Below are 26,706 nucleotides of genomic sequence, written 5' to 3'. Positions count from 1 at the left end.
AGGACAGTCTAGACCCTCCGCACCTCAAACATACCGCAGCTAGGTAGGCTCTATACCCAGCACCTGCCTTGGAACGAGGAGTCCCGTGAGCGCCGCCGAGCCCGAGCCCGTTGACGAGCACACGCACGTACCGCCGCACACCACCCGCGTGGTGATCGCCGAGGACGAGGCTCTGATCAGGCTCGACCTCAAGGAGATGCTCGAGGAGGAGGGCTACTCCGTGGTCGGGGAGGCGGGGGACGGCGAGACGGCCGTGAGTCTCGCCGAGGAGCTCCGTCCGGATCTGGTGATCCTGGACGTGAAGATGCCGGTGCTCGACGGGATCTCGGCGGCGGAGCGGATCGCCAAGAACAAGATCGCGCCGGTGCTGATGCTGACGGCGTTCTCGCAGCGGGAGCTGGTGGAGCGGGCCCGGGACGCCGGGGCGATGGCGTACCTGGTGAAGCCGTTCAGCAAGAGCGACGTGGTGCCGGCCATCGAGATGGCGGTGTCGCGGTTCACGGAGTTGCGGGCGCTGGAGGCGGAGGTCGCGGACCTGAGTCTGCGGCTGGAGACCCGGAAGCTGGTGGACCGGGCGAAGAGCGTGCTGCAGACGAAGTACGGGCTGAGCGAGCCGGCGGCGTTCCGGTGGATCCAGAAGACGTCGATGGACCGCCGGATGACGATGCAGGCGGTGGCCCAGGCGGTGCTGGACGAGGTGGACGGCGCGGTCAAGTAGCCGTCGGGCCGCGGTCGGTGCCTGCCGTCAGGCGGAGTGGTCCGGCCAGTCGAGGTGTGGCAGAGGGATGTCCTTGGTGGGCATCCCTTTGTCGTTGGTGACGGCGAGCCGGTCGACGGCGGCGTCCTTGGGGATGTCGAACCAGAGGTCGTACTGGGCGCTGTCGTGGGCGCCGATGTCGAGGGTGAGCGGCTGGCGTTTGATCTGCATGGCCTCCCAGTCGACGGAGTGGCGGGTTCCGTCGGCGAGCACGAGGCGTTGGATGTCGTTGTCGAGGCGGGCGCTGACGGAGTCGTCGACGGTGACGTCGATTCTGATGCGGCAGAGGCGTCCTTTGGCGGGGTGTTCGGCGTGGGTGCCGACGATGACGGCGATTCCGCAGCGCAGCGCAATGGCGCGGAATTCGAGATTCCCGGGGTGGACGGCGGGTGCGTCGAGGGCGATCTCGAGTTGGCGCAGGGGGCGTTGGGGCGTGGTCCGGGGGGTGGCGGGCCAGAGGGCGGTGGCGACAAGGGCGGTGGTCAGGGCGCCGGCGAGGGCGGCTGTCGCGGCGACGGCGAGCAGGTGTCGGGCGCCTTGCGGTGGAGTGACGCCATTTCGGGCATTCATCCGCACTTCTTCCCCTGGACTCGTCCGGTTACCGGTAAGGACCGTTCTGTTTCCGGCACATGACCGAGGTCACTGTACGATCACATCTCTTCCATCGGCCTATCTGAGTGCCTGATCAGCGGATTACATTCCCGCCAACCCGCGTGGCTCCCACGCGGTCGCAATGCGGGGGGCCTACGGCCCGCCGACTGTAATCACTTGGGCGGATCCAGGGGGTCGTAGTGCTCAACAAAAAGCTCGTCAAGCTTGCTCTTCCGGTGGCAGTTGGCGCCCTTGCGCTCACCGCGTGCGGTGGCGGCAAGGACGACAGCAGCAACGGTGGCAAGCCGACGTTCTCCATCGGCTTCCAGGGTCCGTTGTCGGGTGACAACAGCGCACTGGGCATCAATGAGGACAACGGTCTGAAGCTGGCCGTGGACGAGGCCAACGCCAAGGGCGACCTGCCCTTCACGCTGAAGGTCGTGGACGGTGACGACCAGGGTCTTCCGGACCAGTCGCCTGCCGCTGCCCAGAAGCTGATCGGTGACACCAGTGTCGTCGCCGTGGTCGGCCCGGCGTTCTCCGGTCCGACGAAGGCCGCGGGCGGTCTGTACGCGCAGGCGACGCTTGCCGCGGTGACGCCTTCTGCGACCAACCCGGACCTGACGAACCAGGGGTTCACGTCGTTCCTGCGCGGTGCGCCGAACGACAACGAGCAGGGCGCCGGCATGGCCGAGTACCTGTCGAAGAAGGTGAAGGCCAAGAAGGTCTTCGTCATCGACGACAAGAGCGAGTACGGCGTGGGTCTGGCGAAGGTCGCCATCGACAGCCTGAAGGCCGCGGGCATCACGGTCCAGACGGACTCGGTGCCGGCGAAGACCCCGGACTACACGGCCGCCGCGACGACGGTCGTCAACTCCAAGGCCGACGCGCTGATCTACGCGGGTTACTACGCGGACCTGGCTCCGTTCGCGAAGAAGCTGGCCGACGGCGGCTTCAAGGGCATCGGTGTCTCCGGTGACGGTTCCAACGACGCGAAGTTCGTGGAGCTGGCGGGCGCGGCGTCGGAGAACTGGTACCTGACCTGCCCGTGCACCGACGCGACGAAGAACGAGAGCACCAAGGCGTTCACCGACGCGTACACCAAGAAGTTCAACACGCCTCCGGGCACCTACTCGGCCGAGTCGTACGACATCGCGAACCTGATCATCTCCGAGATGAAGAAGCTGGGTAAGGACGTCACCCGCGACAAGCTGCTCGCGGCGCTCAAGGTCGTGGACTACAAGGGTCTGACCAAGGACTTCGCCTTCGACGACAAGGGCGAGCTCAAGACCAAGAACGTGTACCTGTACCAGGTGGCCGGCGGCAAGATCGGTTACCTGGGTGACGTGGCCACCCTCAGCAACGGCTGATCCGGCTTCCGGCACCTGAGGTGGGGGGCGTGGGACGCGGCTCCGGCCGTCGCCCTGCGCCCCCCATCGCCGTGTCGGACGCGATTTCGCCGCCCTTCACCGGCTTCAGCAAGGACTCCCACGCACGATGAATCTCATTCACAACTTCTGGGATTACTTCATCCCAGGGCTGACGACGGGGTCGATGTACGCCGTCATCGCCATCGGGTACACGTTGGTCTACGGCGTGCTCCAGCTCATCAACTTCGCCCACAGCGAGGTCTTCATGATGGGCGGCTTCGGTTCGCTCGTCGTGCTCTCCGAGCTCGCTCCGCAGAGCCCGCACGGTTTCACGTCCGTGGTCTGGGTGATCGTCGGCATGATCGCCGGCGCTCTGGTCGGTGCGCTGACGGCGTTCGGACTGGAGAAGGCGGCGTACAAGCCGCTGCGCAAGCGAAATGCCCCGAAGCTGGTCTTCCTGATCAGTGCCATCGGTGCGTCGTTCTTCCTGTACAACCTGGCGGGCAAGCTGTGGGGCCGCAACCCTGTGCCGATGCCGGAGCTGTACACCAATGGTGAGGTCTTCAGCGTCTTCGGCACTCCGGTGAAGATCACTCAGCTGATCATCATCGGCTCCGCGGTGGCGATGATGATCGGCCTCGACCTGGTGGTCAACCGTACCAAGATGGGTGCCGGTATCCGTGCCGTCGCCCAGGACGCGGAGACGGCCGGTCTGATGGGCGTCGACATCGACAAGATCATCTCCCGTACCTTCATCATCGGCGGTCTGCTCGGTGGTGCGGCGGGCTTCCTGTACGGCTTCGGCATCTCGGGCCAGGTCTGGTTCACGGTGGGCTTCCTGCCGGGCATCAAGGCGTTCGCTGCCGCAGTGCTGGGCGGTATCGGCAACATCCGAGGAGCGATGCTGGGCGGTCTGCTGCTGGGCATCGTGGAGAACCTGAGCTCGCCGGTGTTCGGCACCCAGTGGATCGACGTGACCGCGTTCGTGGTCCTGATCCTGGTGCTGATGTTCCGTCCGACGGGCATCATGGGCGAGCGTCTGGGGAGGTCGGCATGAGTGGCATGAGCGATGCCGGGACCTTCTCGGTGGACGTGGCGAAGCTGCGCCGCCGGGCCTGGTACCAGGAGCCGCGCTGGGTGCGGCTGCTGGGCATGCTGGCGCTGGGCTTCATCCTGGCGCTGATGACGGGTGAGGACGGCAATCCGGCGGAGAAGCTGTCGGCGTTCACCGGCGCCTTCGAGTCGGCGCGGCTGTGGATCTGCCTGGCCGTCATGGTGGCGCTGTGGGCGCTGGTGGAGTTTGGTGCCCCGGTGCGCGATGCCGCCCGGCAGCGGGCGCAGGGGGTCACCCGGTCGCTGGAGCCGGCGCGGGCGATGTTCCGCGGCAATGTCTGGCTGCGGCTGGGCGGCCTGGTGCTGGTCCTGGTGCTGGCGATCGTGATTCCCGCCAACACGAGCCTGTTCTGGCAGGAGGTCCTCGTCACGCAGATGGGGATCTTCATGATCATCGCGGTGGGTCTGAACGTGGTGGTCGGCTGGGCCGGCCTGTTGGACCTGGGCTTCATCGCCTTCTACGCGATCGGCGCGTACTCCTGCGCCTTCTGGACCGGCCACATGCCGGTGAAGCCGCCGTTCACGGTGGGCGCGCTGGAGTCGATCCCGTTCGCCATCGTCACGTGCCTGATCGCGGGTGTGCTGCTCGGTGCGCCGACGCTGCGCCTGCGGGGCGACTACCTGGCGATCGTGACCCTGGGCTTCCACGAGATCGTGTACCTGGTCGCGAAGAACTCGGACGGTTTCACGAACGGTTCGCGCGGTGTGATCGGTATTCCGCACCCTTCGATCCACATCGGTCCGATCAACTACGACTGGACGCTGGACCCGCTGCCGTACTGGTACCTGCTGCTGTTCTTCCTGGTGGTGCTGATCTTCCTGTACAACCGGCTGGAGCACTCGCGGATCGGCCGCACCTGGACGGCGATCCGGGAGGACGAGGTGGCCGCCTCCGCGACGGGTATCAACACCGTGCGGTACAAGCTGCTGGCGTTCGCGATCGGCGCGTCGACCTCGGGTCTGGCGGGCGTGGTCTACTCCAGCAAGGTCGGCTTCATCAACCCGGAGAACTTCACCATTGTGCTGTCGGTGCTGGCGCTGGCCTATGTGGTCTTCGGCGGCATGGGTTCGATCGCAGGTGTGCTCTTCGGTGCCGCACTGCTGGTGTGGCTGCCCAACGCGCTGCGGGACTACGTGCCGGAGCAGGACCGCTTCATCTACCTGGGCGCGCTGCTCGTCATCATGATGATCTTCCGTCCGCAGGGTGTGATCCCCTCCCGCCGCAGGCAGCGCGAGCTGCACATGGCGGAGGCGGGCATCGGCGACGCCGACGCCATGAGCGAGCCGACGGGAGGCGTGGAGAAGTGAGCGCGGTGACGGAAGCGGGCGCGCAGCCCGCGCGGACCGGTGACGCAGTGCTGGAGGCCCGCGGTGTCACGCTGCGGTTCGGTGGTCTCACCAGCCTGTCCGAGGTGAACCTGACGATGCGCCGCGGGGAGATCCTCGCGGTGATCGGCCCGAACGGCGCAGGCAAGACCTCGCTGTTCAACTCCCTGACGGGCGTGTACGTCCCGCAGGAGGGCACGATCGCCTTCCACGAGGAGGGCGGCGCGCAGCGCAAGCTGCTCGGTGCCAAGCCGTACCTGGTGAACCGCTACGGAGTGGCGCGGACGTACCAGAACATCCGGCTGTTCGGCGCTTTGACGGCGCTGGAGAACGTCAAGATCGCGGCGGAGTCGCGGCAGAAGTCGGGAGCGATCTCGATCATGCTGGGCATGCCGTGGGCGCGGCGGGACGAGCGGGCCAGCGACCGGCGGGCCCAGGAGCTGCTGGCGTACGTGGGTCTGGCGGGCAAGCACAACGAGCTGGCCGCGAGCCTGTCCTACGGCGACCAGCGGCGCCTGGAGATCGCGCGCGCCCTGGCGACCGATCCCAAGGTGCTGCTGCTGGACGAGCCGGCCGCCGGGACGAACCCGACGGAGAAGCTGGAGCTGGAGCAGCTGATCCGCCGGATCAACCAGGACCTGGGCATCAGTGTGCTGCTGATCGAGCACGACATGAAGCTCGTGATGTCGGTCGCCGACCGCGTCATGGTGCTCAACTTCGGCAAGGTGATCGCCGAGGGGCTGCCCGAGGATGTACAGCGCGATCCCGCGGTGATCGAGGCGTACCTGGGGTCGGCCGACGAGGAGGCCGTGGAGGCCGTCGCGGAACTCGTCGAGGCCGCCGAGGCCGACGGCGATGCCGCGACCGCGACCCCGGAGGTCCCCGCACCGCGCGAGTCCGAGGAGGAGGGCCGATGACCGAGGCCGCCAACTTCGAGAAGGCGTCGGGAGCTTCCGTCGCCGAGGCCGCCCCGGCGATGCTGGAGCTGGTCGATCTGCAGGTGTTCTACGGCGCGATCCAGGCGCTGAAGGGCATCAATGTGACGGTTCGCCAGGGCGAGATCGTCGCGCTGCTCGGTGCCAACGGCGCCGGCAAGACCACCACCTTGCGGACGATTTCCGGTCTGCTGCAGCCCCGCCACGGCGAGGTGCGGCTGGGCGGCGAGCGTATCGACGGTGTTCCGTCGCACAAGGTGGTGCAGCTCGGCATCGGGCACTCCCCGGAGGGCCGTCGGGTCTTCCCGGTGATGTCGGTGCTGGAGAACCTGGAGATGGGCGCGTACCGCTTCAAGGGTGTGCCCAAGGACGACCTGGACCGGGTGCTGACGCTCTTCCCGCGCCTGGCGGAGCGGCGTTCGCAGCTGGCGGGCACGCTGTCCGGCGGTGAGCAGCAGATGCTGGCGATCGGCCGCGCTCTGATGGGGCGGCCGAACCTGCTGCTGCTGGACGAGCCGTCGATGGGTCTGGCGCCGCTGATCGTCCAGCAGATCTTCGAGATCATCAAGGAGATCAACGACCAGGGCACCACGGTGCTGCTGGTGGAGCAGAACGCCGCGCAGGCGCTGCAGCTGGCCGACCGCGGTTACGTCCTGGAGACCGGCGCGGTCGTCATGGAGGACGAGGCGTCGCGTCTGCTGTCCGACCCGCGGGTGCGGGCGGCGTACCTGGGTGAGGGCGCCGCGTAGCGGACGGCCTGCCCCTTGGTGCACGGAGAGCCGCCCCCGGAGTGTTCCGGGGGCGGTTCCGCGTTGCGGGCGCGTGTCAGGCGGGGGTGGTGCCGGGGGCGGGCGCCGCCGCCGGGCGCAGCGCGCAGGTCAGGCGGGCCGAGCAGACGCGGCGGTCCTGCTCGTCGCTGATGACGATCTCGTAGGTGGCGGAGGACCGGCCCCGGTGCACGGGGGTGGCGACGCCGGTGACGACGCCGGAGCGCAGCCCGCGGTGGTGGGTGCAGTTGAGGTCGACGCCGACGGCGACCTTGCCGGGGCCGCCGTGCAGCATGGCGCCGACGGAGCCGATGGTCTCGGCCAGGACGGCGGAGGCGCCGCCGTGGAGCAGGCCGTAGGGCTGGGTGTTGCCCTCCACGGGCATGGTGCCGACGACGCGGTCCGCGGAGGCCTCGACGATCTCGATGCCCATGCGGTTCCCCAGGCTGCCGGCGGAGAAGAGCGCCACCAGGTCGACGCCGAGGTCGGCGTACTGCTCGATGACCTCGGGCGGGAGAAGGCTCGTGGCGGTCTGCTCGGACATGGGCGGTGGCTCCGATCGTCGTCGTTCGGTGTACTGGGCCGTTTTCTACCCGACGGTCAGTGCGGGGTGCCGGGCGGGGTGGCCGCCTCCAGCCGGATCACGACCGACTTGGACGCGGGCGTGTTGCTGGTGTCGGCGGTGTGGTCCAGCGGCACCAGGACGTTGGTCTCGGGGTAGTAGGCGGCGGCGCAGCCGCGGGTCGTGGGGTAGTGCACGACGCGGAAGCCCTCGGCGCGGCGTTCGCTGCCGTCGGTCCACTCGCCGACGAGGTCGGCGTAGGCGCCGTCGGCCAGGCCGTGGGCGGCGGCGTCCTCGGGGTGCACCAGGACGACGCGGCGGCCGCCCTTGATGCCGCGGTAGCGGTCGTCGAGGCCGTAGATGGTGGTGTTGTACTGGTCGTGCGAGCGCAGGGTCTGCAGCAGCAGCCGGCCTTCGGGGACGTGCGGGTACTCCAGCGGGTCGGCGGAGAAGTTGGCGCGTCCGGTGGCGGTGGGGAAGCTGCGGGAGTCGCGGGGGGCGTGGGGCAGGGTGAAGCCGCCGGGGCGGCGCACCTTGGCGTTGAAGTCGTCGAAGCCAGGGATCACGCGCGCTATGTGGTCGCGGATGCGGTCGTAGTCGCTCTCCAGGCCCCGCCAGTCGACGGCGGAGTGCGGGAGGACGGCGCGGGCCAGGCGGCAGATGATCGCGGGCTCGGACAGCAGGTGGGGGCCGGCGGGCCGCAGGCCGCCGCGGGAGGCGTGGACCATGCCCATGGAGTCCTCGACGGTGACGAACTGCTCGCCGCCGGCCTGGAGGTCCTTCTCGGTGCGGCCGAGGGTGGGCAGGATCAGGGCGCGGGCGCCGGTGACGACGTGGGAGCGGTTGAGCTTGGTGGAGACGTGGACGGTGAGGCGGGCGCGGCGCATGGCGGCTTCCGTGACGTCCGTGTCGGGTGAGGCGGCGACGAAGTTGCCGCCCATGGCGAAGAAGACCTTGGCCCGCCCGTCGCGCAGGGCGCGGATGGAGTCGACGGTGTCCAGGCCGTGCTCGCGGGGCGGGGCGAAGCCGAATTCCTTCTCCAGGGCGTCCAGGAAGGCGGGGGCGGGCTTCTCGTAGATGCCCATGGTGCGGTCGCCCTGGACGTTGCTGTGGCCGCGCACGGGGCACACGCCGGCGCCGGGGCGGCCGATGTTGCCGCGCAGGAGGAGGAAGTTGACGACCTCCTTGATGGTGGGCACGGAGTGCTTGTGCTGGGTCAGGCCCATGGCCCAGCAGACGATGACGCTCTTGGCGCCGAGCACCATGGCGAGCAGTGCGTCGATGTCGGACTGCGGCAGGCCGGTGGCGCGGGCGACCTCGGCGGCGTCGGTGGCACGGGCGGCGCGCGCGAACTCCTCGAAGGCGTGGGTGTGCTCGTCGATGAAGGCGCGGTCCAGGACGGTGCCGGGCGCCTGCTCCTCGGCCTCCAGCAGGGCCTTGTTGAGGGCGCGGAAGAGCGCCTGGTCGCCGCCGAGGCGGATCTGCAGGAAGAGGTCGGCCAGGGCGGTGCCGCCGCCGGCGAGCCCCTTGGGGGTCTGCGGGTTCTTGAAGCGCTGCAGTCCCGCCTCGGGCAGCGGGTTGACCGTGACGATGCGGGTGCCGCCGGCCTTGGCCTTCTCCAGGGCGGAGAGCATGCGGGGGTGGTTGGTGCCCGGGTTCTGCCCGGCGACGATGATCAGGTCGGCGCGGTAGAGGTCCTCCAGCAGGACGCTGCCCTTGCCGATGCCTATGGTCTCCACCAGGGCGGAGCCCGAGGACTCGTGGCACATGTTGGAGCAGTCCGGCAGGTTGTTGGTGCCGAACTCGCGGGCAAAGAGCTGGTAGAGGAAGGCGGCCTCGTTGCTGGTGCGGCCGGAGGTGTAGAAGACGGCCTCGTCGGGGCCGCTCAGTGCGGTCAGTTCGCCGGCGACGATCTCGAAGGCCCGCTCCCACGGGACGGGCTCGTAGTGCTCGGCGCCGTCGGGCAGGTACATGGGCTGGGTCAGCCGGCCCTGCTGGCCGAGCCAGTAGCCGCTGCGGCCGGAGAGGTCGGCGACGGAGTGCTCGGCGAAGAAGTCCGGGGTGACCCGGCGCAGGGTGGCCTCCTCCGCGACGGCCTTGGCGCCGTTCTCGCAGAACTCGGCGGTGTGCCGGTGCCCGGGCTCCGGCCAGGCGCAGCCGGGACAGTCGAACCCGTCCTTCTGGTTGACCTTGAGGAGGGTGAGAGCGGTGCGCCGCATGCCCATCTGCTGCTGCGCCATCCGCAGCGAATGGCCCACGGCCGGGAGCCCGGCAGCGGCGTGCTGCGGGGCGCTGACCTCGGGTGCGTCTTGAACGGGGTCGCCTGCTGGTGCTTTGCCTGCCATGGTTCCGATCCTGCCACGACAGGGCGGAGGACCGGCAGTGTCAGTCGGGCGTGGGAGGATCGGTTGCGTGGCAGCAAAGGCAGAGAAGACGAGCGCAGCGACCGGCACCGCACCCGAGGGGGGCGGGCGGCCCCGGTTGCTCCTGCTGGACGGGCATTCGCTGGCGTACCGGGCGTTCTACGCGCTGCCGGTGGAGAACTTCAACACGACCACCGGTCAGCCGACGAACGCGGTGTACGGCTTCGCGTCGATGCTGGCCAACACGCTCCGTGACGAGCAGCCGACGCATCTCGCGGTGGCCTTCGACGTCTCGCGGCACACGTGGCGGCTGGAGGAGTTCCCCGAGTACAAGGCCACCCGGTCCGCCACTCCGGACGAGTTCCGCAGCCAGGTGGAGCTGATCGGCGAGCTGCTGGACTCGATGAGCGTGCGGCGCTTCGCCATGGAGGGCTTCGAGGCGGACGACGTGATCGCCACGCTCGCCACCCAGGCGGAGGCGCTGGGCTACGAGGTGCTGATCGTCACCGGTGACCGGGACTCCTTCCAGCTGGTCTCGGACCATGTCACGGTCCTCTACCCGACCAAGGGCGTCTCGGAGCTGACGCGCTTCACGCCGGCGAAGGTGGAGGAGAAGTACGGGCTGACGCCGGCGCAGTACCCGGACTTCGCGGCGCTGCGCGGCGACCCGTCGGACAACCTGCCGGGCATCCCGGGCGTGGGCGAGAAGACCGCCGCCAAGTGGATCACGCAGTTCGGTTCGTTCGCGGAACTGGCGGAGCGCGCGGGCGAGGTGAAGGGCAAGGCCGGTGAGAACCTGCGGGCCCACCTGGAGTCGGTGAAGCTCAACCGGCGGCTGACCGAGCTGGTCCGGGACGTGGCGCTGCCCTGCGGCCCGGAGGGGCTGGAGCGCCTGCCGTACGACCGCGAGGGCCTCAACGTGGTGCTGGACGCCCTGGAGTTCCGCCACCCGAACTTCCGGGAGCGGCTGTTCGCGGCCGACCCCGGGGCGCAGGAGGAGGAGCAGGAGATCGCCGGCGGTGTCGCCGTGGACGGCCGGGTACTGGGCACGGGCGAGCTGGCGGGCTGGCTGGAGGAGCACGCCGGCGGGCCGCTGGGCCTGGCCACGGTCGACGCCTGGGCGCTGGGCGCGGGCAGCGTCTCGGAGGTCGCGCTGGCGGACGCGGGCGGGCAGGCCGCCTGGTTCGACCCGTCCGCCCTGGACGAGAAGGACGAGCGGGCGTTCGCGGCGTGGCTGGCCGACCCGCAGCGGCCGAAGGTGGTGCACGACGCGAAGGGCCTGGCGCGGGTCCTCGCCGAGCACGGCTGGGGCGTGGAGGGCATCACGATGTGCACGGCGCTGGCCGCGTACCTGGTGAAGCCCGGCCGCCGCTCGTTCGCGCTGGACACGCTCTCGGTGGAGTACCTGGGCCGTGAGCTGTCCCCGGCCGGCGGCGAGGACGGCCAGCTGGCCTTCGGCGCCGACGACGAGGCCGAGGCGGACGCGCTGATGGTGCAGGCGCGCGCCGTGCTGGACCTGGGCGAGGCGTTCATGGGCCGGCTGGAGCAGGACGGCGCGCTGCGTCTGCTGCGGGAGGTCGAACTGCCGACGTCCGCGCTGCTGGCGCGGATGGAGCGGGCGGGCATCGCCGCGGACCGCGAGCATCTGGAGCGCCTGGAGCAGCGGTTCGCCGGCGAGGTGCAGCTGGCGGTGAAGGAGGCGCACGCCGCGGTCGGCCACGAGTTCAACCTCGGCTCGCCCAAGCAGCTGCAGGAGGTGCTCTTCGGCGAGCTGGGGCTGCCCAAGACGAAGAAGACCAAGACGGGTTGGACCACCGATGCGGACGCGCTGGCCTGGCTGGCGGCGCAGACCGAGCACGAGTTGCCGGTCATCATGCTGCGCCACCGTGAGCAGGCGAAGCTGCGCGTGACGGTGGAGGGCCTGATCAAGACGGTGGCGCCCGACGGGCGGATCCACACCACGTTCAGCCAGACGGTGGCGGCGACCGGCCGGTTGTCGTCGACCGATCCCAACCTGCAGAACGTGCCGGTGCGCACCGACGAGGGCCGGGCGATCCGCCGGGGCTTCGTGGTGGGCGAGGGCTACGAGTCGCTGCTGACCGCCGACTACAGCCAGATCGAACTGCGGGTGATGGCCCATCTGTCGGAGGACGCGGGCCTGATCGCGGCGTTCGACTCGGGCGAGGACCTGCACACCACCGTCGGCTCGTACGTCTTCTCGGTGCCGCCGGAGCAGGTGGACGCCGAGATGCGGCGGAAGATCAAGGCGATGTCGTACGGGCTGGCGTACGGGCTGTCGGCGTTCGGCCTGTCGGGGCAGCTGGGCATCGAGGCGGCCGAGGCGCGCGGTCTGATGGACACCTACTTCGAGCGCTTCGGCGGGGTGCGGGACTATCTGCAGCGCGTGGTGGAGGAGGCCCGGGTGACGGGTTACACCGAGACGCTGATGGGCCGCCGCCGCTATCTGCCGGACCTCACCAGCGACAACCGGCAGCGTCGGGAGATGGCCGAGCGCATGGCGCTGAACGCGCCGATCCAGGGCTCGGCCGCCGACATCGTCAAGATCGCGATGCTCAAGGTGGCCGCGGCGCTGGACGCCGAGGGGCTGCGGTCGCGGATGCTGCTCCAGGTGCACGACGAAATCGTGCTGGAGGTGGCCCCGGGCGAGCGGGCCGCCGTGGAGGAGCTGGTGCGCCGCGAGATGGCGGCCGCCTATCCCCTGCGGGCGCCGCTGGACGTGTCGGTGGGCGTGGGCACGGACTGGGAGTCCGCGGCGCACTGAGCCGTCCGGTCCCCGGTGCGGTGTGCCAGGCGCACCGCACCGGCGTGGACCGTGGCGGCCAGGGCCAGGCCGGCTCCGGCGCCGAAGAGCGCGGACGGGATGATCCCGGCGGCGTCGCCGGTGGCCTGGTACCACTGGCCGGCGCGTACGGCGGCCGCGGCGGCGGTGGTGGTCCCGAGGGCGGCCAGGGCGATGGCGCGGGCCCGCCGGGACAGCTTCGGCAGCCGGGAGCCCTGCTCTCCGGCCCGGTCCGGCGCGGTGTGCGGTTCGGGGGTGTGCGGTTCCGGCACGGCGCGCAGCGCGCGGATCCCGTACCGGGCCAGCAGCACCAGTGCCACGGCCGAGGTGCCGTACTGCGCGTACTTGTGCAGGGGTGTGCCGTGCACCTGCTGGTCCAGGACCGGCAGCAGGCGGACGCCCCAGCGGTCGTGGTGGGTGAACGCGTCCCAGACCACATGGGTGACGGCACCGGCAGCGGCCGAGACCCAGAAGGCGGCGGCGGACCGCACTGTGGGCCGGCGCCGGTCGCCGCATCCGGTGAGTACCCAGGCGCGGTCCCGCCACCGCCCGGGCAGCAGTGCCACGACCGGCTCGCGCAGCAGCACCCAGCCGCCGGCCAGGGCGGCCGCGATGAGCGGGTCCGCGGTGACCAGGCCCAGCGGCGCGTGCGTGAACGTGCCGTAGCCGTACACCCCGGAGACCAGGGAGTCGGCGAAGTAGGGCACGTCCGGGGCGAAGGAGCCGGCGACCAGGGCCGCGGCGACGAGCGGGCCGCGTCCGCGGGGGGTGCCGCGGCGGTCCTGCCGCAGGCCGGGCAGCACCGCGAGGGCATGGCTGATCGTGAACGGCATGCAACCTCTTTCCGAACATGTCTGTCAGATCAGTATGCGACGCTTTGGACGGTAGCTCCGTTCAGGAAGTTGCCGTAGGGTCACCAGGGTTGTCGCGCAGGGAGACGCACAACTCGGTTTCGGGAGGGGCAGCTCATATGCGAGCGCGGTACGGACGGCGGATCCGCAGGGGAGTCTTGGGCACCGCGGTGGCCGCCGCGGCCATGGCGGCGCTGACGGGCTCGCAGTCCGCGGCGGGCTTCCCGCAGATCGTCAACACGAGTTCGGGTGCTCCCGTCACGCCCCCGCCGGGCGACCCCATCGACGGCGGCTCGCCGGACTACTACACCGCGCTCCCGCCGCTGAACACGCCCGCGCCCGGTTCGTCCGTGACGCCCAGCACCGGTGCCGGTACCGGCACGGGCACGGGCACGGGCACGGTGGGCACCGACGGTTCGGGGCTGCCGGCGACGGTCCTGGAGGCGTACCGCCGGGCCGAGGTGGCGCTCGCCGCAAGCGACCCGGGCTGCAACATGCGCTGGGAACTGCTGGCCGCGATCGGCCAGGTGGAGTCCAACCAGGCGCGCGGCGGCAACGTGGACTCCGAGGGCACCACGATCACGCCGATCCTCGGCCCGGTCCTGAACGGCGAGGGATTCGCGAACATCACCGACACCGACAACGGCGTGTGGGACGGCGACTCCGTCCACGACCGTGCGGTCGGCCCGATGCAGTTCATCCCGCAGACCTGGCAGACCTGGGGCGCCGACGGCAACGGCGACGGGGTGAGCAACCCGAACAACATCTTCGACGCGGCGCTCGCCGCGGGCCGTTACCTGTGCGCGGGCAACCGCGACATGTCGGTGGAGAGCAACCTCCACCAGGCCATCCTCGGCTACAACCACTCCGAGGCGTACCTGAACACCGTGCTGGCCTGGTACGCGCACTTCCGCAAGGGCGGCATCGTCTCCCTGCCGGACATCGGTGGCGCGGGCAGCGACACGCCGGAGATCGTGCCACCGTCGTCCACGCCGTCGCACTTCCCCACCTGGTCGCCGTCCCCGTCGGCCTCGCCGCACCCGTCGGGCCCCGGTTCGCCCCGGCCCACCGTGTCGCCGACCGGCACGATCGGCAGCCCCACGCCCACGGGCGGCACCTCGCCGACCGGTCCCGGCGGGCCGAGCGGTCCCACGGGGCCGACCGGGCCGACGGGGCCCACCGGACCGACCGGCGACCCGACCACGGACGACCCGACGACGGGCCCGACGGACACGCCGACGGACCCCACGTCGTCGCCGACCTGCCCGACCCCGTCCGCCACGGACGGCACGACCCCCACGCCCACGGACACCGCCTCGCCGGACCCCTGTGCGACGGGCACGCCCGGCGAATCGCCCTCCCCCTCCGCCACGGAGACCGAGGGCGCCACCGCTTCCGGCAAGGCCGACTGACCGGGCCGGATCGGATCCGATCCGGCCCGCCGGCGCGGAGGCCCGCCGCCGGCGGGTTCAGGCGGACAGCGCGTCAGGCGAGGAAGCCGATCCTGCGGGTTCCTCGCCTGACGCGCTGTCGTTCTTCGCGGGACCGCGGGGGTTCAGCGGCCCGCGGGACCGGAGGGGTAGTCGTCCTCCCCGATGTGGTGCACGCGCACGAGGTTGGTGGTGCCCGCCACGCCGGGGGGCGAGCCGGCCGTGATGACCACGGTGTCGCCCTTCTGGCAGCGGCCGATCCGCAGCAGTTCCTCGTCGACCTGCCGGACCATCTCGTCGGTCGTCTGCACCACCGGCCCGATGAAGGTCTCCACACCCCAGGTGAGGCTGAGCTGCGAGCGGGTCGCCGGCTCGGGGGTGAAGGCCAGGACGGGGATCGGCGAGCGGTACCGGGACAGCCGGCGGACGGTGTCGCCGGACTGGGTGAACGCCACCAGGTACTTGGCGTCCAGGAAGTCGCCGATCTCGGCCGCGGCGCGGGCGACGGCGCCGCCCTGGGTGCGGGGCTTGTTCTGCTCGGTCAGCGGCGGCAGGCCGCCCGCGAGCATGTCCTCCTCGGCGGAGGCGACGATCCGGCTCATGGTCTTCACCGTCTCGACGGGGTGCTTTCCGACGCTGGTCTCGCCGGACAGCATCACCGCGTCGGCGCCGTCCATGACCGCGTTGGCGACGTCGGAGGCCTCGGCGCGGGTGGGCCGGGAGGACTCGATCATCGACTCCAGCATCTGGGTCGCCACGATCACCGGCTTGGCGTTGCGCCGGGCGAGGGCGACCGCGCGCTTCTGGACCAGGGGAACGGCCTCCAGCGGCATCTCGACCCCGAGGTCGCCGCGGGCAACCATGATGCCGTCGAAGGCGGCGACGATCTCCTCCAGGTTCTCCACCGCCTGCGGCTTCTCGATCTTGGCGATGACGGGGACCCGCCGGTCCTCCTCGCGCATGATCCGCAGGACTTCCTCGGCGTCCCGGCCGCTGCGCACGAAGGAGAGCGCGACGAGGTCGACCCCGGTGCGCAGCGCCCAGCGCAGGTCGGTCACGTCCTTCTCGGACAGGGCCGGCACGGACACGGCGACGCCGGGGAGGTTCAGGCCCTTGTGGTCGGAGATCAGGCCGCCCTCGATGCACATGGTGCGCACGCGGGGGCCGTCGACCTCGGTGACCTCGAGGGTGACGCGGCCGTCGTCGACGAGGATCCGCTCACCGCGCGTGACGTCGCCGGCGAGACCGGCGTACGTCGTGCCGCAGACCAGCTGGTCTCCCTGGACTTCCTCGGTGGTGATGGTGAACTCGTCACCACGTTCAAGGAGTACGGGTCCTTCGGCGAAACGTCCCAGTCGGATCTTCGGGCCTTGAAGGTCCGCGAGGATCCCGACACTGCGGCCGCTCTCGTCGGAGGCCTTGCGCACGCGCTGGTACCGCTCTTCGTGATCGGCGAGGCAGCCATGGCTCATGTTCAGGCGGGCGACGTCCATTCCGGCCTCGACCAGAGCCTTGATCTGGTCGTAGCCGTCGGTGGCGGGCCCGAGGGTGCAGACGATTTTTGCTCGGCGCATGGGGCGAGCCTATGACCTACTTCACAGTAGAGAGCCCGCGGAAGGCGACTGTCCCACGTCGCCATGATTAACGCTTGTCGACAATCGATGAACAGACGTCCGCGACATTCGGGATGATGCCGTGCGAACAGCGCACATGCCCCCAAGAGCCGCGCCGGCGGCCGTCCCGCGCCCTCAGCCGCCGGACGCCGCGGGCCCGCCCGACAGGTCCGGGGCCGTCATGGTGAAGTGCGCCGTGACCTGTGCGTACACGCTCTGTTGCTCCGGTTCCATGTCGAGGGGCCTGGCCATGTCCTCCGCGCTTCCGGGGGCGCCGGCGAAGGCGGCGGCCCGCATCGCCGGGCGGCCCGGGAAGGCCAGTGTCTGCTGCATGCCCTCGTCGGCCAGTTCGACCAGGGCGAGCAGCCGGGCGCCGAGCGCCTCGGCGTACTCGCGGGCGCGCTGCACGGCGTCGCGCACGGCCTGCTGCCGGGCCGCGCGGTAGGCCGGGGAGTCGGGGCGCAGCGACCACCAGGGGCCGTCGACGCGGGTGAGGTCGAGGTCGGCCAGGCGGGTGGCGAGTTCGCCCAGGGCGGTGAAGTCGGTGAGGGTGACGCCGATGCGAACGCTGCCGTGGTAGGCCCGGATCCGCTCCCCGCGCCGGCGTTCGCGCAGCTCCGGGGTGATCACGAAGGCGCCGGTCTCCAGCTTGTCGACCGCCTCGCCGTAGCCCTTGACGAGGTCGAGCACCGCCGTGTTGCGGGCGCCGAGGTCGTCCAGGGTGGCACGGCGGTCGGTGCCGCGGGCGCTGACGGTGACGGCGATCCGGGCGAGTTCGGGTTCGGCCTCGAGGGTCGCCTCGCCGCGGACGCCCACGTGCGGGACCTCGGGGGTCGGGTACGTCCTGGCCGCTTCGTTCGTCATGCGTCCCACTGTTCCAGGGCGGGACGTCGCTGACGAGTCATCTGATCGCAACGTGGCGGGGGTGTTGCGGGGTGTAGTGACTGGGCCAGAATCTACGCGCGTTACCGCAAAGAATCGCCCATCGTTCCGTCAACAAACGGGAGCCGACGTATGCCGCTCAACCGCAGGGACTTCCTGAACCGTTCCGCCGCCACCGGGGCGGGCATCGCGCTGACCGGTGCGGCAGGCGTGCTGGCCACGGCGGCTCCCGCCCAGGCCAGGAGCCACAAGCCGGAGGAGCCCGAGCGCTACTCGTTCAGTGTCCTCGGCACCACGGACCTGCACGGCAACGTCTTCAACTGGGACTACTTCACCGACGCCGAGTTCGACGACAAGCCGCACAACGACGTCGGCCTCGCCAAGATCTCCACGCTGGTCAAGCAGCAGCGGGCCGCCAAGGGCCGCCGCAACGTGCTGCTGATCGACGCGGGCGACACCATCCAGGGCACCCAGCTGTCGTACTACTACGCCCGGGTCGACCCGATCACCGCCAAGCACGGCCCCAAGCACCCCATGGCCCAGGCCATGAACGCCATGGACTACGACGCGGCGGCCCTCGGCAACCACGAGTTCAACTACGGCATCCCGCTGCTGCGCGAGTTCGAGGACCAGTGCAAGTTCCCGCTCCTGGGCGCGAACGCCCTGGACGCGAAGACCGGGCAGCCCGCCTTCGCGCCGTACTCCCTGCACCGCATGCGGGTGCAGGGCGCGCCGGACGTGACGGTGGCGGTCCTCGGGCTGACCAACCCGGGCATCGCGATCTGGGACAAGGGCAACGTCCAGGGCAGGATGACGTTCCCGGGCCTGGAGGAGCAGGCGGCGAAGTACGTGCCGCGGCTGCGCGCGATGGGCGCGGACGTGGTGGTCGTCTCGGCGCACAGCGGCACCTCGGGCACCTCCTCCTGGGGTGACCAGCTGCCGTACGTGGAGAACGCCGCGGCGCTGGTGGCCGAGCAGGTGCCGGGCATCGACGCGATCCTCGTGGGCCACGCGCACAACGAGATCCCCGAGTACGTGGTGGCGAACAAGCAGACCGGTCAGGGCGTGGTGCTGTCCGAGCCGTCGAAGTGGGGCCAGCGGCTGACCGTCTTCGACTTCGACATGGAGCTGGTGAACGGCGCCTGGGAGGTGGTCACGGTCGGCGCGTCCGTGCTCAACTCCAACACGGTCGAGGAGGACCCGGAGATCGTCGGGCTGCTGCGCGACGAGCACGCGAAGGTCGTCGAGTACGTGAACCAGGTGGTCGGCGACTCCGCCGCGGCGATGACGGCGGCCGAGTCCCCGTACAAGGACACCCCGATCATCGACTTCATCAACCATGTGCAGGCCGAGACGGTCAAGGCCGCACTCGCGGGCACCGAGTGGGCGGCGCTGCCGGTGCTGTCGCAGGCCGCGTGCTTCTCGCGCACGGCCGCCATCCCGGCGGGCCGGGTGACCCTGCGCGACGTGGCCGGCCTGTACGTGTACGAGAACACGCTGGAGGCCCGCGTCCTGACGGGCGCGCAGATCAAGGCGTACCTGGAGTTCTCCGCGAACTACTTCGTGCGGACCCCGGCCGGCGCCCCGGTCGACGTCGCAAAGCTGACCAATGCCGACAACACCCCGGACTACAACTACGACGTGGTCAGTGGTGTCAGCTACGACATCGACATCGCCAGGCCGGCCGGCTCGCGCGTCTCGAACGTGCGGTTCGGCGGTGCGCCGATCGACGAGTCCGCGCGCTTTGTGTTCGCCGTGAACAACTACCGCGCCAACGGCGGCGGCAACTTCCCCGGTGTCGCCTCCGCTCCCCAGGTGTGGGCGAACTCCGAGGAGATTCGCAACACGATCATCACCTACGTGCAGGCGACCGGCACCATCGACCCGGCGCGGTTCGCCGGCGTGGACTGGCGGCTGACCCGCGACGGCGTGCCGGTGTTCTGATCCGTCACTCCCGCGCGTCGCGCCGGGTCGCGCAGTCCCTGTCCCGTACGTGCTCCAGCAGCACCCGGCGCAGTTCGCGGGCGGCGCGCGGGGGTTCGGCGTCCTTGCGGTGGGCGAGGGCGACGGTGCGGTGCAGCCCCGGTGGTGTGAAGGGCGTCGTCCGCAGCCGCGGGCGGCGCCCGGCCACCATGCTGGGCACGACGGCGTGGCCGAGCCCCGCCTCGACGAAGCCGAGGACGGCGTCCATCTCGCCGCCCTCGATGGCGAAGCGGGGCTCGAAGCCGGCCGCCCGGCATGCCCCGACGGTCAGTTCCCGCAGGTCGTAGCCGCGGCGAAACATCACCAGCGGCTGGTCGCGCAGATCGGCCACGTCGACGCGGGGCCCCGGCCAGGGCGGCGGCGCGTCGGCCGCGGTGACCACGACCAGGTCCTCGTGGAGCAGCGGGGTGGCGTCCAGCGCGGGGTCGTGGCTCTGCAGGGGCAGCACGATCAGCGCCAGGTCCAGGCTGCCGGAGGCCAGCTCCCGCACCAGGTCGCGGGAGCCGCCCTCCTCCACGAGCAGCCGGATGCCCGGGTAGCGGGTGTGGAAGTCGCGCAGCAGGTCGGGGAGCAGGCCGGTGCACAGGCTCGGTGTGGCGCCGAGGCGCACCCGCCCGCGGCGCAGCTGCACCAGTTCCTGCACCTCCTGTGTGGCGGCCTCGGTGTCCGCGACGATGCGCCGGGCGATCGGCAGCAGCGCCTCCCCCGCGTCGGTGAGGGCGATGTTGCCCCGGGCGCGGCTGAACAGCTCCGCGCCGAGCTCCCGCTCCAGGGCCTTGATCTGCTGCGACAGCGAGGGCTGGGCCACGTGGACGCGCTCGGCGGCCCGGGTGAAGTGCCGCGTGTCGGTGACGGCGAGGAAGTACACGAGTTGTTGCAGCTGCACGCCGCCCACGGTAATCGACGATAGGGCCGACCTATCGAAACGAGCCCGAACACGTCTTGGACCTTTCAATACGAGGGGATCTAGCGTCAGCCGCATGGCTTTGGCGACGAGAGCGGTGCGTCCGTCCGCGGTGCGGGCGCTGTGGGGCTCGACCGTGGGCAAGAAGGCGGTCATGGCCGCGACCGGCGTGATCATGCTGCTGTTCCTGGTCGCGCACATGGTGGGCAATCTGAAGATCTTCTTCGGCCCGACGGACTTCAACGGGTACGCGGCATGGCTGCGGACCATCGGCGAGCCGGCCCTGCACAACGGCTGGTACCTGTACATCCAGCGGACGGCCCTGGTGGCCGCGGTCGTCCTGCACGGCGTGGCCGCCTACCAGCTCAGCAGGCGCGACATCAAGGCGCGCCCGGCGAAGTACGCGCACACCAGGGCGCGCGCGAGCTACGCGACGCGCACGATGCGCTGGGGCGGGGTGATCCTCGGCCTGTTCATCGTGTGGCACATCCTCGACCTGACGACGCTGACCGTGAACCCTCGCGGCCAGGCGGAGCACCCCTACGAGAACGTGGTGGCCGACTTCCGGCTGTGGTGGGTGGACGTCGTCTACATCACGGCGATGCTCGCCCTCGGCCTGCACGTCCGGCACGGCTTCTGGAGCGCGGCGCAGACCCTCGGGGCGGTCACCAAGCGCAGCGACCGGGCCCTGAAGGCCACCGCGAACGTGCTGGCCCTGGTGCTGACCGCGGGATTCGTCCTCGTACCCGTCTCCGTGATGACCGGATTGGTGGACTGACCATGCTGTACCGCGAGGGCGACCCGCTCGCCGACACCAAGGCGCCTGCCGCGCCCATCGAGGAGCGCTGGAGCCGCCGCAAGTTCGAGGCGAAGCTCGTCAACCCGGCCAACCGCCGCAAGCACAAGGTCATCGTCGTCGGCACGGGCCTGGCGGGCGGCTCCGCCGGGGCCACGCTGGCCGAACAGGGCTACCACGTCGTGCAGTTCTGCTACCAGGACTCACCGCGCCGGGCGCACTCCATCGCCGCCCAGGGCGGCATCAACGCGGCGAAGAACTACCGCAACGACGGCGACAGCGTGCACCGGCTGTTCTACGACACCGTCAAGGGCGGCGACTTCCGGGCCCGCGAGTCCAATGTGCACCGCCTCGCCGAGGTGTCGCTGCAGATCATCGACCAGTGCGTGGCCCAGGGCGTGCCCTTCGCCCGCGAGTACGGCGGTCTGCTGGACACCCGCTCCTTCGGCGGCGTGCAGGTCTCCCGGACCTTCTACGCCCGGGGCCAGACGGGCCAGCAGCTGCTGCTCGGCGCCTACCAGGCGCTGTCCCGGCAGATCGATGCGGGGAACGTGGAACTGCACGCCCGCACCGAGATGCTGGACCTGATCGTGGTGGACGGCCGGGCCCGCGGCATCGTCGCCCGCGACCTGGTCAGCGGTGAGATCTCGGTGCACCTCGGCGACGCGGTGGTGCTGGCGAGCGGCGGCTACGGCAACGTCTTCTACCTGTCGACCAACGCCAAGGGCTCCAACGCGACCGCGATCTGGCGGGCGCACCGCCGGGGCGCGTACTTCGCCAACCCCTGCTTCACGCAGATCCACCCGACCTGCATCCCGCGCTCCGGCGACCACCAGTCGAAGCTGACGCTGATGAGCGAGTCGCTGCGCAACGACGGCCGCATCTGGGTGCCCAAGGCCAAGGGCGACGACCGCCCGCCGCACGAGATCCCCGAGGACGAGCGGGACTACTACCTGGAGCGGATCTACCCCTCCTTCGGCAACCTGGTGCCCCGCGACATCGCCTCCCGCGCCGCCAAGAACGTCTGCGACGAGGGCCGCGGCGTCGGCCCCGGCGGCCAGGGCGTCTACCTGGACTTCGCCGACGCGATCGCCCGGCTGGGCCGCGCCGAGGTGGAGGCGAAGTACGGCAACCTCTTCGAGATGTACGAGCGGATCACCGCCGAGGACCCGTACACCCGGCCGATGCGGATCTACCCCGCCGTGCACTACACGATGGGCGGCCTGTGGGTCGACTACGACCTGCAGACCACGGTCCCGGGCCTGTTCGCGATCGGCGAGGCCAACTTCTCCGACCACGGCGCCAACCGGCTCGGCGCCAGCGCCCTGATGCAGGGCCTGGCCGACGGCTACTTCGTGCTGCCGTCCACGATCAACGACTACCTGGCGCGCGGCCCGCACGACGCGGTCGCCCCGGACCACCCGGCGGTCACCGAGGCCGTCGCGGACGTCGAGGACCGGCTGAACCTGCTGCTGTCCGTGGACGGCGACCGGACCCCGGACTCCTTCCACCGCGAGCTCGGCGAGCTGCTGTGGGACGAGTGCGGCATGGCCCGCACCGAGGCCGGGCTGCACAAGGCACTGGAGCGCATCCCCGCGCTGCGCGAGGAGTTCTGGCGCCGCATCAAGGTGCCCGGCAGCGGCGAGGAGTTCAACCAGTCGCTGGAGAAGGCCAACCGGGTCGCGGACTTCCTGGAGCTGGCCGAGCTGATGTGCCTGGACGCGCTGCACCGCGCCGAGTCCTGCGGCGGCCACTTCCGCGAGGAGAGCCAGACCCCCGACGGCGAGGCGCTGCGCGACGACGAGAACTTCTCGTACGCCGCCGCCTGGGAGCACCCCGGCGACGGCGGCACGCCGGTGCTCCACAAGGAGGCGCTCGCCTTCGAGTACGTACACCCCACCCAGCGGAGCTACGCGTGAACCTCACCCTGCGCATCTGGCGCCAGCGGTCCTCGCAGGAGGACGGCGCCATGGTCACCTACCGCGTCGAGGACATCAGTCCCGACATGTCGTTCCTGGAGATGCTCGACGTCCTCAACGAGGAGCTGATCCTCGCCGGCGACGAGCCCGTCGCCTTCGACCACGACTGCCGCGAGGGCATCTGCGGCGCCTGCGGCATGGTCATCAACGGGCAGGCGCACGGCCCGGAGCGGACCACGACCTGCCAGCTGCACATGCGGCACTTCCAGGACGGCGACACCGTCGACGTCGAACCGTGGCGGGCCGCCGCCTTCCCGGTGGTCAAGGACCTGGTCGTGGACCGCTCGGCCTTCGACCGGGTGATCCAGGCCGGCGGGTACATCTCGGTGCCGACCGGCAGCGCGCCCGAGGCGCACGCCACGGCCGTCCCCAAGGCGACGGCGGACGTGGCCTTCGAGCACGCGGAGTGCATCGGCTGCGGGGCGTGCGTGGCGGCCTGCCCCAACGGCTCGGCGATGCTGTTCACCTCCGCGAAGGTCAACCACCTCAATGTGCTGCCGCAGGGCGGACCGGAGCGGGAGACCCGGGTGCTGAACATGGTCGCCGCCATGGACGACCAGGGCTTCGGCGGCTGCACCAACACCGGTGAGTGCGCCACGGCCTGCCCCAAGGGCATCCCGCTGCCGTCGATCGCCGCTATGAACCGCGAATACCTGCGGGCCGTGCGGAAGGGATCTCGCTGACCGGCGCCGTGGTGGAGGTCAGGCCGTACGTCGTGAAGGCCGTGCGGGCGGGGAGCGGATAGGGCTCCTTGCCCGTCACGGAGTTGAGGATGACGGCCGAGCGCCACGCGGCCAGGCCCAGGTCGGGGGCGCCGACACCGTGCGCGTGGCGGTCGGCGTTCTGCACGTACACCGATCCGCCGACCACCGGGTCCAGCACGATCCGGTGCTGCTCGTCGATCCGCGGCCGGCCCGCCGCGTCGTGGCGGATGTACGGGTCCAGGGCCGCGAGCAGCCCGTCGGCGGGGCGTTCGCGGTAGCCGGTGGCGAGCACCACGGCGTTGGTGACCATCCGGGTGCGGGTGCCCTGCTCCTGGTGCTCCAGGTGGAGTTCGACGGCGCTCATGCCCATCCGCCCGGCGGTGCGCACGGTGACGCCGGGGGTGAGGACGGCGTCCGGCCAGCCGCCGCCGAGGGAGCGGCGGTACAGCTCGTCGTGGATGGCGGCGATGGTGCCGTGGTCGACGGCCCGGTGCAGCTGCCACTGCCGGGGCAGCAGGCCGTCGCGCACCGGCTCGGCCAGGCCGTGGAAGAAGCGCGCGTAGTCGGGGGTGAACTGCTCCAGGCCGAGCTTGCTGTACTCCATCGGCGCGAAGGCGGGGCTGCGCGCGATCCACGTCAGCCGCTCGCTCCCGGCGGGACGGGCGCGCAGCAGGTCGAGGAAGACCTCGGCCCCGGACTGGCCGGCGCCGACGACGGTGACATGGCCGGCGGCCAGCAGCCGGTCGCGCTGCGCGAGGTAGTCCGCGGAGTGCACGACCGGCACCACCGGCGCCTCGGCGAGCGGGCGCAGCGGTTCGGGGACGTACGGCTCGGAACCGATGCCGAGGACGAGGTTGCGGGCATGGCCGCGGCCCCGCGACTCCGCCTTTCCGTCGGCCCCCAGCCGGGTGTGGGCGACCTCGAACAGGCCGCGGCCCGGGTCCCAGCGGACGGAGTCGACCCGGTGGCCGAAGTGGGTGCCGGTCAGCGACTCGGCGACCCAGCGGCAGTAGGCGTCGTACTCGGCGCGGTGCACCTGGAAGCGCTCGGCGAAGTAGAACGGGAACAGCCTCTCCCGTGCCTTCAGCCAGTTCAGGTAGCTCCAGCGGCTGGTGGGGTCGGCCAGGCTCACCAGGTCGGCCAGGAAGGGCACTTGGAGGGTGGCGCCCTCGATCAGCAGCCCGGGGTGCCAGTGGAAGGCGGGCTCCTGCTCGTAGAAGGCGGCGCTGAGGTACGGGACGCCGTCGGCGAGGGCGGCCAGGGAGAGGTTGAACGGTCCGATGCCGATGCCGAGCAGGTCGTACGGCTGCTCGGCGTACGGGGCGGTCTCCGCGGCGCGGTCGGCGGTCGCGCACGGGGTGTACGGGGTGTACGCCGTGTGTCCCGGGTACCCGGTGTCTCCGCTGTGTTCGCTGTGTTCGCTGTGTTCGCTGTGTTGGGGGTACGCGGGGTACTCAGGGTCTTCAGCCACGGTCATCGGACGTGCTGCCTTCCTGGTGGGTCGCGCACACGAGCGCGAGGAGTGCCTGGAGGTCGCCGGCGGCCAGCGCCGGGTTGAGGAGGGTCGCCTTGAGCCACAGCCGTCCGCCGGCGCGGGCCCGGCCGAGGACCGCCCGTCCGTCGAGCATCAGCCGGCGCCGGATCGCGGCGACGGCCGTGTCGCCGGCCCCGGTGGGGCGCAGCAGCACGGTGCTGATCGCGGGGCGCGCGTAGAGGGTGAGGTCCGGGTGCCGTTCCACCAGGTCGGCCAGCTCGTGGGCGCGGTCGCACACGGTGTCCACGAGCCGGCCCAGGCCCTGCCTGCCGAGGGCGCGCAGCGTCACCGCGATCTTCAGCACGTCCGGGCGGCGCGTGGTGCGCAGCGAGCGGCCGAGCAGGTCGGGGAAGCCGGCCTCGGTGTCGTCCGCGGCGTTGAGGTAGTCCGCCTGGTGCCCGAGCGGACGCAGCGACTCCCCCTCGCGCACGGCGAGCACGCCCGCGGCGACCGGCTGCCAGCCGAGCTTGTGCAGGTCCAGGGTGACGGTGCCTGCCTCCGCCAGCCCGGCCAGCCGCGGCGCCTCCCGGTCGCTGAACAGCAGGGCGCCGCCGTAGGCCGCGTCCACGTGCAGGGCGGCGCCGTACTCCCGCGCGGCACGCGCCAGTTCGGGCAGCGGGTCGAGCGCGCCGGTGTCGGTGGTCCCGGCCGTGGCGACGAGCAGGGCGGGGCCCGGCACGGCGGCGAGCGCCGCGCGGGCCCGTGCGGGGTCGAGCACCCCGGCGGGGGTGTCGAGGACGACCGGCGCCGGCAGCCCGAGCAGCCACGCGGCGCGGGGCACGCTGTGGTGGACGTTGGCCCCGGTCACGATCCGCACACCGGGGGCGCGTTCGCGGGCGAGCAGCAGCGCGAGCTGGTTGGACTCGGTGCCGCCGGTCGTGATCAGGGCGTCGGGCGCGGCCGCCGCGGGGTGCACGAGCCGCGCCAGTGCCGCCGTCACCGCCGCCTCCAGGGCGGTCGCGGCCGGGGCCTGGTCCCAGGAGTCCATCGACGGGTTCAGCGCGCTCGCGGCCAGGTCGGCCGCCGCGGCCACCGCCAGCGGCGGGCAGTGCAGGTGCGCCGCGCAGAGCGGCTCCGCCGGGTCCGCCGCACCCTCGGCGGCCAGCCGCACCAGCGTCCCCAGGGCCTCCTCCGCCCCCGTCCCGTGCTCCGGCAGCACCTCCGCCAGGGCCTCCGCGACCCGCGCCGACACCGCGCCGGGTCCGCCCGCGGGCAGCGGGCCCGCGCGCCGCGCGGCACCCTCCGCGAGCGCGTCCAGCACCACCCCCAGCAACGGTCGCAGCCGGCGCGGCCCTCCCCTGCCGCCGGCGAGCTGAGGTGACACGGCCTGGCACCCTCCGAGAACGCGTCGATCACCGCCGCACGACCCGTCCGCGCGGTCCGGACTGCGTAACGACGCCGCCGGTCCGGGGATGCTGCCCCGGGTCCGAAGTCCCCCTCTTCGGA

At 71.2% G+C, this 26,706-nt stretch carries 21 protein-coding genes; 12 read left to right on the top strand and 9 right to left on the bottom strand.

Annotation, left to right across the window (positions count from 1 at the left end; all coding sequences use genetic code 11):
• The first annotated feature begins 85 nt into the window (after positions 1-85).
• Complete coding sequence (locus ACIP9H_RS13345) at positions 86-718, top strand: ANTAR domain-containing response regulator (RefSeq protein WP_401959108.1); 633 nt, start codon at positions 86-88, stop codon at positions 716-718.
• A 27-nt stretch (positions 719-745) separates the two neighbouring features.
• Here ACIP9H_RS13345 and ACIP9H_RS13340 read toward each other — a convergent pair whose 3' ends face one another.
• The gene (locus tag ACIP9H_RS13340; protein WP_401959106.1) at positions 746-1,327 is read right to left on the bottom strand and encodes a hypothetical protein; all 582 of its coding nucleotides are present in this window, start codon (positions 1,325-1,327) and stop codon (positions 746-748) included.
• A 257-nt stretch (positions 1,328-1,584) separates the two neighbouring features.
• Here ACIP9H_RS13340 and ACIP9H_RS13335 point away from each other — a divergent pair, with 257 nt between their 5' ends.
• From ACIP9H_RS13335 to ACIP9H_RS13315, 5 genes are all read left to right on the top strand, one after another.
• Complete coding sequence (locus ACIP9H_RS13335; protein ID WP_401959104.1) at positions 1,585-2,718, top strand: branched-chain amino acid ABC transporter substrate-binding protein; 1,134 nt, start codon at positions 1,585-1,587, stop codon at positions 2,716-2,718.
• A gap of 127 nt (positions 2,719-2,845) precedes the next feature.
• Positions 2,846-3,775, top strand: a complete 930-nt coding sequence (locus tag ACIP9H_RS13330) for a branched-chain amino acid ABC transporter permease (RefSeq protein WP_401959102.1) — start codon at positions 2,846-2,848, stop codon at positions 3,773-3,775.
• Positions 3,772-5,139: a branched-chain amino acid ABC transporter permease gene (locus ACIP9H_RS13325; protein WP_401959101.1), complete on the top strand. Its 1,368-nt coding sequence runs from the start codon at positions 3,772-3,774 to the stop codon at positions 5,137-5,139. Before ACIP9H_RS13330 ends, ACIP9H_RS13325 begins: the two co-directional genes overlap by 4 nt.
• Entirely contained in the window at positions 5,136-6,074 is a 939-nt protein-coding gene (locus tag ACIP9H_RS13320; protein WP_401959099.1) for an ABC transporter ATP-binding protein, read from the top strand. The genes ACIP9H_RS13325 and ACIP9H_RS13320 overlap by 4 nt, the downstream gene beginning before the upstream one ends.
• Positions 6,071-6,841, top strand: a complete 771-nt coding sequence (locus ACIP9H_RS13315; protein ID WP_401959097.1) for an ABC transporter ATP-binding protein — start codon at positions 6,071-6,073, stop codon at positions 6,839-6,841. Before ACIP9H_RS13320 ends, ACIP9H_RS13315 begins: the two co-directional genes overlap by 4 nt.
• 76 nt (positions 6,842-6,917) lie before the next feature.
• Here ACIP9H_RS13315 and ACIP9H_RS13310 read toward each other — a convergent pair whose 3' ends face one another.
• Both ACIP9H_RS13310 and ACIP9H_RS13305 read right to left on the bottom strand, forming a co-directional pair.
• Complete coding sequence (locus ACIP9H_RS13310) at positions 6,918-7,403, bottom strand: PaaI family thioesterase (RefSeq protein WP_401584371.1); 486 nt, start codon at positions 7,401-7,403, stop codon at positions 6,918-6,920.
• 56 nt (positions 7,404-7,459) lie between these two features.
• Entirely contained in the window at positions 7,460-9,766 is a 2,307-nt protein-coding gene (locus ACIP9H_RS13305; protein WP_401959095.1) for an FdhF/YdeP family oxidoreductase, read from the bottom strand.
• 67 nt (positions 9,767-9,833) lie between these two features.
• On the opposite strand from ACIP9H_RS13305, the gene polA reads away from it, so the two are divergent.
• Complete coding sequence (gene polA / locus ACIP9H_RS13300; RefSeq protein WP_401959093.1) at positions 9,834-12,566, top strand: DNA polymerase I; 2,733 nt, start codon at positions 9,834-9,836, stop codon at positions 12,564-12,566.
• Here the strand turns inward: polA and ACIP9H_RS13295 are convergent.
• The gene (locus ACIP9H_RS13295; RefSeq protein WP_401584363.1) at positions 12,497-13,417 is read right to left on the bottom strand and encodes a DUF4184 family protein; all 921 of its coding nucleotides are present in this window, start codon (positions 13,415-13,417) and stop codon (positions 12,497-12,499) included. The genes polA and ACIP9H_RS13295 overlap by 70 nt on opposite strands.
• A gap of 176 nt (positions 13,418-13,593) precedes the next feature.
• Between ACIP9H_RS13295 and ACIP9H_RS13290 the strand changes: the two genes are divergently transcribed.
• Positions 13,594-14,847, top strand: coding sequence for a lytic transglycosylase domain-containing protein (locus tag ACIP9H_RS13290; protein WP_401959091.1), 1,254 nt, complete (start codon positions 13,594-13,596; stop codon positions 14,845-14,847).
• Positions 14,848-14,990: 143 nt separating this feature from the next.
• On the opposite strand, the gene pyk is transcribed toward ACIP9H_RS13290, so the two are convergent.
• Together pyk and ACIP9H_RS13280 are read right to left on the bottom strand one after the other, a co-directional pair.
• A complete protein-coding gene (gene pyk, locus ACIP9H_RS13285; RefSeq protein WP_401584357.1) occupies positions 14,991-16,439 on the bottom strand; it encodes a pyruvate kinase in 1,449 nt (482 codons plus the stop codon).
• A gap of 174 nt (positions 16,440-16,613) precedes the next feature.
• Complete coding sequence (locus tag ACIP9H_RS13280) at positions 16,614-17,342, bottom strand: SIMPL domain-containing protein (RefSeq protein WP_401584354.1); 729 nt, start codon at positions 17,340-17,342, stop codon at positions 16,614-16,616.
• Positions 17,343-17,492: 150 nt separating this feature from the next.
• On the opposite strand from ACIP9H_RS13280, the gene ACIP9H_RS13275 reads away from it, so the two are divergent.
• A complete protein-coding gene (locus ACIP9H_RS13275; protein WP_401584351.1) occupies positions 17,493-19,304 on the top strand; it encodes a bifunctional metallophosphatase/5'-nucleotidase in 1,812 nt (603 codons plus the stop codon).
• Between the two features lie 4 nt (positions 19,305-19,308).
• Here the strand turns inward: ACIP9H_RS13275 and ACIP9H_RS13270 are convergent, their stop codons facing one another.
• Positions 19,309-20,229 carry a LysR family transcriptional regulator gene (locus tag ACIP9H_RS13270; RefSeq protein ID WP_401584348.1) on the bottom strand — a complete coding sequence of 307 codons (921 nt, stop codon included), beginning with the start codon at positions 20,227-20,229 and terminating at the stop codon, positions 19,309-19,311.
• 94 nt (positions 20,230-20,323) lie between these two features.
• On the opposite strand from ACIP9H_RS13270, the gene ACIP9H_RS13265 reads away from it, so the two are divergent.
• The 3 genes from ACIP9H_RS13265 to ACIP9H_RS13255 are packed head-to-tail and all read left to right on the top strand — an operon-like array spanning position 20,324 to position 23,705.
• Positions 20,324-21,025 (top strand): succinate dehydrogenase cytochrome b subunit, encoded by a 702-nt coding sequence (locus tag ACIP9H_RS13265; RefSeq protein ID WP_401584346.1) that lies wholly within the window; start codon positions 20,324-20,326, stop codon positions 21,023-21,025.
• Between the two features lie 2 nt (positions 21,026-21,027).
• Entirely contained in the window at positions 21,028-22,962 is a 1,935-nt protein-coding gene (locus ACIP9H_RS13260; protein WP_401584344.1) for a fumarate reductase/succinate dehydrogenase flavoprotein subunit, read from the top strand.
• Entirely contained in the window at positions 22,959-23,705 is a 747-nt protein-coding gene (locus tag ACIP9H_RS13255) for a succinate dehydrogenase/fumarate reductase iron-sulfur subunit (protein ID WP_360912077.1), read from the top strand. The genes ACIP9H_RS13260 and ACIP9H_RS13255 overlap by 4 nt, the downstream gene beginning before the upstream one ends.
• Here ACIP9H_RS13255 and ACIP9H_RS13250 read toward each other — a convergent pair.
• Together ACIP9H_RS13250 and ACIP9H_RS13245 are read right to left on the bottom strand one after the other, a co-directional pair.
• Positions 23,659-25,203: a lysine N(6)-hydroxylase/L-ornithine N(5)-oxygenase family protein gene (locus ACIP9H_RS13250; RefSeq protein WP_401959087.1), complete on the bottom strand. Its 1,545-nt coding sequence runs from the start codon at positions 25,201-25,203 to the stop codon at positions 23,659-23,661. The two genes, ACIP9H_RS13255 and ACIP9H_RS13250, sit on opposite strands and share 47 nt — an antisense overlap.
• Positions 25,190-26,584: a pyridoxal phosphate-dependent decarboxylase family protein gene (locus ACIP9H_RS13245; RefSeq protein ID WP_401584338.1), complete on the bottom strand. Its 1,395-nt coding sequence runs from the start codon at positions 26,582-26,584 to the stop codon at positions 25,190-25,192. Before ACIP9H_RS13245 ends, ACIP9H_RS13250 begins: the two co-directional genes overlap by 14 nt.
• Positions 26,585-26,706 lie beyond the last annotated feature (122 nt).

The organism is Streptomyces sp. NPDC088732 (genome assembly GCF_044751205.1).
Classification (GTDB): domain Bacteria; phylum Actinomycetota; class Actinomycetes; order Streptomycetales; family Streptomycetaceae; genus Actinacidiphila.
Note: the sequence above shows the minus strand (reverse complement) of the source record. Positions and strands in the feature narration are given on the sequence as shown.